Here is a 6,949-nt window from a genome sequence, read left to right on the forward strand (position 1 = left end):
TGCCGCGAGAGCCGCGATGGGCCATGGATGGCCCACCGCGGCGGGCCTCTGGAGCGACGATGGAGTGAGCGAACCCTCGCGCAGCGAGGGCCGGATGATCGGGCGGAGGGTTTTGGTTACTTTGCTCGCAAAGTGACTCGCCCGGGAGGGCGAAACCAGAGACATCAACAAAAATGCGGCAATCCGGAACAAGCACCCGAACAACCAACAAGCCAACACAAACTTGCCAGTCCGGTATCAGAAAACGCGATAAACCAAGAAAAACCTCACAGCACGTAGAACAGAATCGCCACGAAGTGCAGAAGGCTGCCCGCCATGACGAACAGGTGCCAGATGCCATGCCAATGGCGAAAGCGGCTGTCGTAGGCAAAGAAGATGATACCCACGGTGTAGAGCACGCCACCGGCAGCCAGCCATTTGAAGCCGGTCATGCCCAGAGCGGCGATCAAGGGGTTTACCGCCACCAGCACGATCCAGCCCATCACCGCGTAGATGATCAACGACAGCACACGTGCCTCGGAGCGAGGCTTGATTTCCTGCAGCATGCCAATCAGCGCCAGGCCCCATACGACGCCGAACAATGTCCAGCCCCAGGGGCCACGCAGGGTTACCAGGCAGAACGGGGTGTAACTGCCGGCAATGAGCAGGTAGATCGACAGGTGATCGAGCTTTTGCATCACCCGTTTCGCCGGGCCGCGCACGCTGTGGTAGAGGGTGGAGATGCTGTACAGCAGCATCAGGGTGACGCCATAGATGGCCACTGCGACGATTTTCCAGGTATCGCCGGTGGCACTGGCCAGCACCAGCAGCCATATCGCACCGATGGCAGCCAGAACGGCACCGATCAGGTGGCTCCAGGCGTTGAATCTTTCTCCGTGGTACATGCTATCTGCCGTCGTTATCCTGTTGAATCGACAATCTATGGTCGCAGTCTCATGAGTCAATCGCCATGCCCCTGATCGAAACCTCCACCGAGCGCCTGCTGTTGCGTGCCTGGCGCGACACTGACCTGCCAGCGTTGAGCGCGCTCAATGCCGATGCCGAGGTGATGCGTCATTTCCCCGCGCCGCTGAGCGCCGAGCAGAGTGCGCAGATGCTGGTGCGTATGCGGGCGCATTTCGCCGAGCATGGTTTCGGCTTCTGGGCGCTGGAGCGGCGTGACAGTGGCGAGCTGATCGGCGTTACCGGCCTGGCGCGGGTGGGCTTCGACGCGCCTTTCGCCCCGGCGGTGGAGATCGGCTGGCGCCTGGCCCGCGCCCATTGGCGCCAGGGCTATGCCAGCGAGGCGGCGCGTGCGGCACTGGCCGTGGCCTTCGAGCGGCTCGGCCTGGACGAGGTGGTGAGTTTTACCGTGCCGGCCAATCTGCCGTCGCAGGCGGTGATGCGTGGCATTGGCATGCGTCGTGACCAGGCCGGTGACTTCCTCCATCCGTCGTTGCCGAGCGGCCATCCCTTGCAGGCGCATGTGCTCTACCGTATTCAGCGCAGCGAGTGGCAGGCAGGCGCTTCGATGGGTATTGCTGGCTAGTGGCAAACCGATGCCGACAGCGGCACGCAAATTCTTTACCATCGCACACCTTGCCAACCTATTCCCCCCTGCACGAGGAGAGACCCCATGACCCAGGTACTCGATGATCTGGTCGCGCTGCTGAGCCTGGAGCAGATCGAGGAAAATCTGTTCCGTGGTCGCAGCCAGGATCTGGGCTTTCGCCAGTTGTTCGGTGGTCAGGTGCTGGGCCAGTGCATTTCTGCCGCCAGCCAGACCGTGGAAGAGGCGCGCCACGTGCACTCCATGCATGGCTACTTCCTGCGCCCTGGCGATGCCAGCCTGCCGGTGGTGTATCAGGTCGACCGTACCCGTGACGGCGGCAGTTTCAGCACACGCCGCGTCACGGCGGTGCAGAAGGGCCAGCCGATCTTCTTCTGCAGCGCGTCCTTCCAGTACGACGAAGAGGGCTTTCACCATCAGAGCGCCATGCCCGACGTGCCCGGCCCCGAGGGGCTGAAATCGGAAACCGAGCTGGCGCGCATGGTGGCGCCGATGATCCCCGAGCGCATGCGGGAGCAGGCGACCAGTGACAAACCCATCGAGATTCGCCCGGTCACCCTGATCAACCCCTTCGCGCCCAAGCCCTGCGAGCCGGTCAAGCACGTCTGGTTCCGCGCCGCGGGTGCGCTGCCGGACGACCCGCAACTGCACAAGTATCTGCTGGGTTACGTCAGCGACTTCAACCTGCTCACCACCTCGATGCAGCCTCATGGCGTATCGGTGTTCCAGAAATTCATGCAGGTGGCCAGCCTCGATCATTCGCTGTGGTTCCACCGCAACCTGCGCATGGACGACTGGCTGCTGTACGCCATGGACAGCCCCTGGGCCGGTAATTCCCGTGGTTTCTCGCGCGGCAGCATCTACAACCGCCAGGGCGAACTGGTGGCCTCGGTGGCGCAGGAGGGCCTGACCCGCGTGCGCGAGGACTGGAAGTGAGCCACCTCGGGGCCGTGCGCCACTGGGTGTTCGACATGGACGGCACCCTGACCCTGGCGGTGCACGACTTCCCGGCGATCAAGCGGGTGCTGGGCATTCCCCAGGAGGCCGACATCCTCCATCACCTGGCCGCGCTGCCGGCCGACGAGGCGGCGGCCAAGCATGCCTGGCTGCTGGAGCACGAACGCGAGCTGGCCGTGGCCTCGCGCCCGGCACCCGGCGCCATCGAGTTGGTGCGCAGCCTGTGCGAGCGCGGTTGCCGGCTCGGCATCCTCACCCGCAACGCCCATGAACTGGCGCTGCTGACCCTGCAGGCCATCGGCCTGGACGACTGCTTCGCCGTGGAGGACATCCTCGGCCGTGACGAAGCCCCGCCCAAGCCCCATCCCGGCGGCTTGCTGCACCTGGCCGGGCGCTGGCAGGTGGCGCCGAGCGAGCTGCTGATGGTGGGCGACTACCGCTACGATCTGGAATGCGCCCAGGCTGCCGGCGCGCGCAGCGTGCTGGTCAATCTGCCGGACAACCCCTGGCCGGAGCTGACCGAGCTGCATGCCGTGGATTGCGTGCAGTTACTGGCCCGCCTGGGCTGAGGCGCTCGCTGGCCGCGTCGCCCGGATGCAATCCGGGAATGCCTGCCATTCTGTCCCCGGATTGCATCCGGGCTAGGTTCTGTGGCGCCTTGGCAGCCGCGCGCTGGCTACAGGCGCGTCGCTTTGAAGGTGTCGCAGCGCCCTGGCTGGCCGGTGTCGAAGCCGGTGCTGAACCAGCGCACGCGCTGCTGCGAGGTGCCATGGGTGAAGGCGTCCGGCACCACCTGGCCACGGGCCTGTTTTTGCAGGCGATCATCACCGATGGCGCTGGCGGCGTTCAGCGCCTCTTCCAGGTCGCCGGGCTCCAGCCAGGCGTGGCGACGTTGGGCGTGATGGGCCCAGACCCCGGCCAGGCAGTCGGCCTGTAGCTCCTGACGTACCAGCAGGCCGCCGTCGCCCTCGATGCGTTTACCGCGTTGGCGCGCGGCGTTGACCTTGGCCGAGACGCCGAGCAGGGTCTGCACATGGTGGCCGACCTCATGAGCGATCACGTAGGCCTGGGCGAAATCGCCGGCAGCCGCGAAACGCTGCTCCATCTCGCGGAAGAACGCCATATCCAGGTACACACGCTGGTCGCCCGGGCAGTAGAAGGGACCGACCGCCGAGCTGGCGAAACCGCAGGCCGAATCGACGCCGCCGGAAAACAGCACCAGTTGCGGATCGCGGTACTGCTTGCCGGCCTGCTGGAACAGCTCGCGCCAGGTGTCCTCGGTGTCGCCGAGGATGGCGCTGACGAAGTCGCGCTGCTCATCCTGAGCCGGCGGCGTATTGGCGGGTTGGCTGACCTGCGGCTGGCTGGCCTGACCGGCGATCTGGCCGAGAATCTGTAGCGGATCCTGCCCCGTGAGCAGGCCGAAGGCGACGATCAGCGCCACCGCCCCCAGGCTCAGCCCGCCGCCGACGCGCCTGCCCGAGCGGCCGCGTGCGTCCACGACATTGTCACTGCGTCTACCTCGTTGCCAACGCATGGCGGTATTCCCCGTTTGCTCAGTTGGCGGGATAGTCGCTCAACACCACATCCTGGCGCTGGCGATCCAGACCGATGACCTGATAGGCGTCCACCCGCCCGCCGTACTCCATGCCGGGCGAGCCCATGGGCATGCCGGGCACAGCGGCACCGAGCAGGTCGGGGCGTTGGCGCAGTTTGAGGATGTCGGCGGCCGGCACGTGGCCTTCGATGAACTGGCCGTCGATCACGCCGGTGTGGCACGAGGCCAGGCGTGGTGGCACGCCGAGGCGCTGCTTGACCGCGCTCATGTCCTGTTCCACATGGTCGTTGACCACGAAACCATTGGCTTGCAGATGATCGATCCAGGCGGTGCAGCAGCCGCAGTTGGCGTCGCGGTGCACGTCGATGGTCAGCGTTTCGCCAGCCTGGGCCAGCGAGCTGAAAAGGCAGAGAGCGAGGAGGGTAGGGCGCATGACGGGGCTCCTGAGGACGATGGCGTCGAGGATAACCCCATGGCCGGGCGGGCCCAAGCGTCCGTGGCTGCGAAGCCAGGCTTCGCAGCCACGGGTAGGGACTGTTGATGTTGCTACGCAACATCAACAGGTTCTAGGTCACTCCAGCAGCTCCATCAGGCTCGGATCACGCTGCACCGGCTTGATGTCGTCCATATCCACGCTGCCCTTGAGCATCAGCTTCAACTGGCTGGCTTTGTGGCAGGCGTTCTTGCCATCGACGAACACGCCGCCCTGGTTGCACTTCCAGTCATAGAAGTTGGCCAGGCCGCCGGCCAGTTGCAGGCTGTAGTCCGTGCTCTTGGTGCCCTCGCTGAAAGGTTGCCCGGCCGGGATGTTCTGGAACCAGCGCATCCACTCCGGCGAACCGACAGCAGGTGGGTTGGCCTGGAAGGTCGGGTTCATGATCGCCAGTTGCGGGTATTCGCCGGTCATGTGGCAACTCATGCAGGAGCTCACCGGATTGTCCACCGGGCCGTTGAGGCGACCGTTCCAGCCCAGGTGGGTGGGCGGCAGCTCGCTGGTCTTGGCGTTGATCGCGGTTTGCTTGAGGTTGGGGTTGATGCGGGTCTCGGTCGGCTTCGGGTTGCTGTAATCGTTGCCGTTATCCTTCGGGTCGTTGCCCCACATGATGCCCACCGGCACCAGGTTGTCCCAGCCCGGTTTGCCGGTGATGGCGCCGTTGTACTGGAAGGTGCCGAAGATCCAGCCGGTTTCGTCGATGCGCGTGTCACGCACGGCAATGTCCATCTGGATCAGCGCCACCTCTTTCACCACGCGGTCGCCCGACTCGAAGGTCTTGGTGATGTAGCCCTGCCAGAGCACCGGGTTCTGCAGGAAGGGCACCTGGCTGCGGTCGACATCGGCGAACAGCGGTTTGCACACCACGGTGCCGTTGGCGAAGCTGTTGGGCTTGGAGGTGAAGTCCGGGTTGGGGTTGGCCGGATCCTTCCATACCTGGCCGATGGTGTAGGCGCCGATATCGTTGTAGATGCCCACCGCGTAGGTTTGCCCGGAGGTGGTCTGGGTCGGGGCGAGCTGCTTGGGTTGGATCTGGGCTTCCTTGGTCAGCCCGTGAATACCTTCGCGGCCCAGTGGGCCGTAGTGCTGCCAGGGCATGTGAAACCAGCCGCGTACCTTGTTCTTCTGCACGTTCCAGTCGTTTTCCACGTTGCCTTCCAGGCAGTAGTCCTTCACTGCGTCCATGTAGGCGCGCCAGGTCTCGAAGTCGTTGTTGCGCTCCTTGGGCAGCAACTTGAAGAAGCCCGGCAGGGCCGAGGCCGGTGGTGCTGAGGTGGGATAGTTCTGGCTGAGCTGGAACAGCGGGCCATCGTATTCCTGTTCCGATGGCTTGAAGCCGAAGTCGGGGTAGACCCCGGCCTGGGCGGCAGTAGCGAGCAACGGCGTGGCGATTGCCAACGCGCGGAGCAGGGTTCCTTGTACGTTACGCATGATCATCTCCTTGATGGAACGCGCCTGCTGGGTCGTCCGTTGGCAGGGCGTCCTCTATGGTTCTCGGCTTGGTGCGGCGCGGGGCCGCTTCACGGTGTTGCGCGGGGGCTCCTGGAGGCAGGTGGCAGAATGCACTCGACAGGAACTGAGGGGGCACGCTGGAGGCGTACTACGGACTTCTCGCTGGCAGGCATGTCGACCTCCTTGTCGAGTACGGTTACACCCTTAGGTGTAGATCACCCTGAAGAAAGTGCAATCGAGCCAAGCTGGGTGCAGGGCATGGCGATTTTCCTCGGCGCCTGGGGTTATGCTTTGTGCCTCAACCGAACGAGGAGTCCTGGAATGCTGTTCGCCCGAATCGTATTGACGATCCAGATCGTCGTCCTCGCCGGCCTGGGACTGGCCTACTTCATTCGCCCCGAGGAGATGGCCAGCTTCAGCGGTGCGCTGTTGATGGGCAATGCCGCCGTGACCGAGGTGCGCGCCTATTACGGCGGCCTGCAACTGGGCCTGGCGGCTTATCTGGCGATGGCGCTGACGCGCCTGGATCTGCTGCGCCCGGCACTGATGCTGCTGGTGTTGCTCTATGCCGCGCTGGCCTCGGCACGCGTCGCCGGGCTGTGGCTGGACGGCGGTGCACAGCAGACCTTCAACCTTGCCGCGATGTTGCTGGAGGTGGTATCGGCTGGTTTGGCCTGGTGGGCGTTGCGCGGCATCCGGCGCGAGGGTTGATCAGCCGTCGGGTGGTAGGGGATGGTGGACAGAAAAGGTTCTTCGCGGAATCTCGGGAAAATCAGTATTGGCACCGGACTGGCAAGTTTGTGTGAGTGTTTGTTGTTTGTTCGGGTGCTTGTTCCGGATTGCCGCGTTTTGTTGATGTTTTCGGTTTCGCCCTCCCGGGCGAGTCACTTTGCGGGCAAAGTAACCAAAACCTTCCGCCCGATCATCCGGCCCTGGCTGC

Annotated in this window: 9 protein-coding genes; 4 read left to right on the plus strand and 5 right to left on the minus strand. The window is 64.3% G+C overall.

From position 1 onward, the window contains the following. Positions 1–266 precede the first annotated feature (266 nt). A complete protein-coding gene (gene trhA / locus ACSVIK_RS25835) occupies positions 267–884 on the minus strand; it encodes a PAQR family membrane homeostasis protein TrhA (protein ID WP_442446991.1) in 618 nt (205 codons plus the stop codon). A 65-nt stretch (positions 885–949) separates the two neighbouring features. Between trhA and ACSVIK_RS25840 the strand changes: the two genes are divergently transcribed. The 3 genes from ACSVIK_RS25840 (at position 950) to ACSVIK_RS25850 (ending at position 3,075) form a co-directional block, all read left to right on the plus strand. After that, positions 950–1,528, plus strand: a complete 579-nt coding sequence (locus tag ACSVIK_RS25840; RefSeq protein ID WP_442446992.1) for a GNAT family N-acetyltransferase — start codon at positions 950–952, stop codon at positions 1,526–1,528. An 87-nt stretch (positions 1,529–1,615) separates the two neighbouring features. Continuing rightward, positions 1,616–2,485, plus strand: coding sequence for an acyl-CoA thioesterase II (gene tesB, locus ACSVIK_RS25845; protein WP_442446993.1), 870 nt, complete (start codon positions 1,616–1,618; stop codon positions 2,483–2,485). Then, positions 2,482–3,075 (plus strand): HAD family hydrolase, encoded by a 594-nt coding sequence (locus tag ACSVIK_RS25850; RefSeq protein WP_442446994.1) that lies wholly within the window; start codon positions 2,482–2,484, stop codon positions 3,073–3,075. The genes tesB and ACSVIK_RS25850 overlap by 4 nt, the downstream gene beginning before the upstream one ends. 107 nt (positions 3,076–3,182) lie before the next feature. On the opposite strand, the gene ypfJ is transcribed toward ACSVIK_RS25850, so the two are convergent. The 3 genes from ypfJ to ACSVIK_RS25865 all read right to left on the minus strand — a co-directional run bounded on the left by ypfJ (position 3,183) and on the right by ACSVIK_RS25865 (position 5,988). Next, positions 3,183–4,043, minus strand: coding sequence for a KPN_02809 family neutral zinc metallopeptidase (gene ypfJ, locus ACSVIK_RS25855; protein ID WP_442446995.1), 861 nt, complete (start codon positions 4,041–4,043; stop codon positions 3,183–3,185). Between the two features lie 19 nt (positions 4,044–4,062). Further along, a complete protein-coding gene (locus tag ACSVIK_RS25860) occupies positions 4,063–4,497 on the minus strand; it encodes a DUF411 domain-containing protein (protein WP_442446996.1) in 435 nt (144 codons plus the stop codon). 138 nt (positions 4,498–4,635) lie between these two features. Then, positions 4,636–5,988 (minus strand): hypothetical protein, encoded by a 1,353-nt coding sequence (locus ACSVIK_RS25865; RefSeq protein WP_442446997.1) that lies wholly within the window; start codon positions 5,986–5,988, stop codon positions 4,636–4,638. Between the two features lie 342 nt (positions 5,989–6,330). Between ACSVIK_RS25865 and ACSVIK_RS25870 the strand changes: the two genes are divergently transcribed. Beyond that, entirely contained in the window at positions 6,331–6,720 is a 390-nt protein-coding gene (locus ACSVIK_RS25870; protein ID WP_442446998.1) for a DUF4345 domain-containing protein, read from the plus strand. Here ACSVIK_RS25870 and ACSVIK_RS25875 read toward each other — a convergent pair. Next, positions 6,721–6,949: hypothetical protein (locus ACSVIK_RS25875; RefSeq protein WP_442446999.1), on the minus strand; the 229-nt coding region annotated here is incomplete at its 5' end.

This window comes from Pseudomonas sp. NCHU5216 (assembly GCF_052156495.1).
GTDB lineage: Bacteria > Pseudomonadota > Gammaproteobacteria > Pseudomonadales > Pseudomonadaceae > Aquipseudomonas.

Excerpts from the sequence above, each read along its gene's own strand:
- trhA (WP_442446991.1), bottom strand. The coding sequence starts at position 884 with ATGTACCACGGAGAAAGATTCAACGCCTGGAGCCACCTGATCGGTGCC.
- ACSVIK_RS25840 (WP_442446992.1), top strand. The coding sequence starts at position 950 with ATGCCCCTGATCGAAACCTCCACCGAGCGCCTGCTGTTGCGTGCCTGG.
- tesB (WP_442446993.1), top strand. The coding sequence starts at position 1,616 with ATGACCCAGGTACTCGATGATCTGGTCGCGCTGCTGAGCCTGGAGCAG.
- ypfJ (WP_442446995.1), bottom strand. The coding sequence starts at position 4,043 with ATGCGTTGGCAACGAGGTAGACGCAGTGACAATGTCGTGGACGCACGC.
- ACSVIK_RS25860 (WP_442446996.1), bottom strand. The coding sequence starts at position 4,497 with ATGCGCCCTACCCTCCTCGCTCTCTGCCTTTTCAGCTCGCTGGCCCAG.
- ACSVIK_RS25865 (WP_442446997.1), bottom strand. The coding sequence starts at position 5,988 with ATGCGTAACGTACAAGGAACCCTGCTCCGCGCGTTGGCAATCGCCACG.
- ACSVIK_RS25870 (WP_442446998.1), top strand. The coding sequence starts at position 6,331 with ATGCTGTTCGCCCGAATCGTATTGACGATCCAGATCGTCGTCCTCGCC.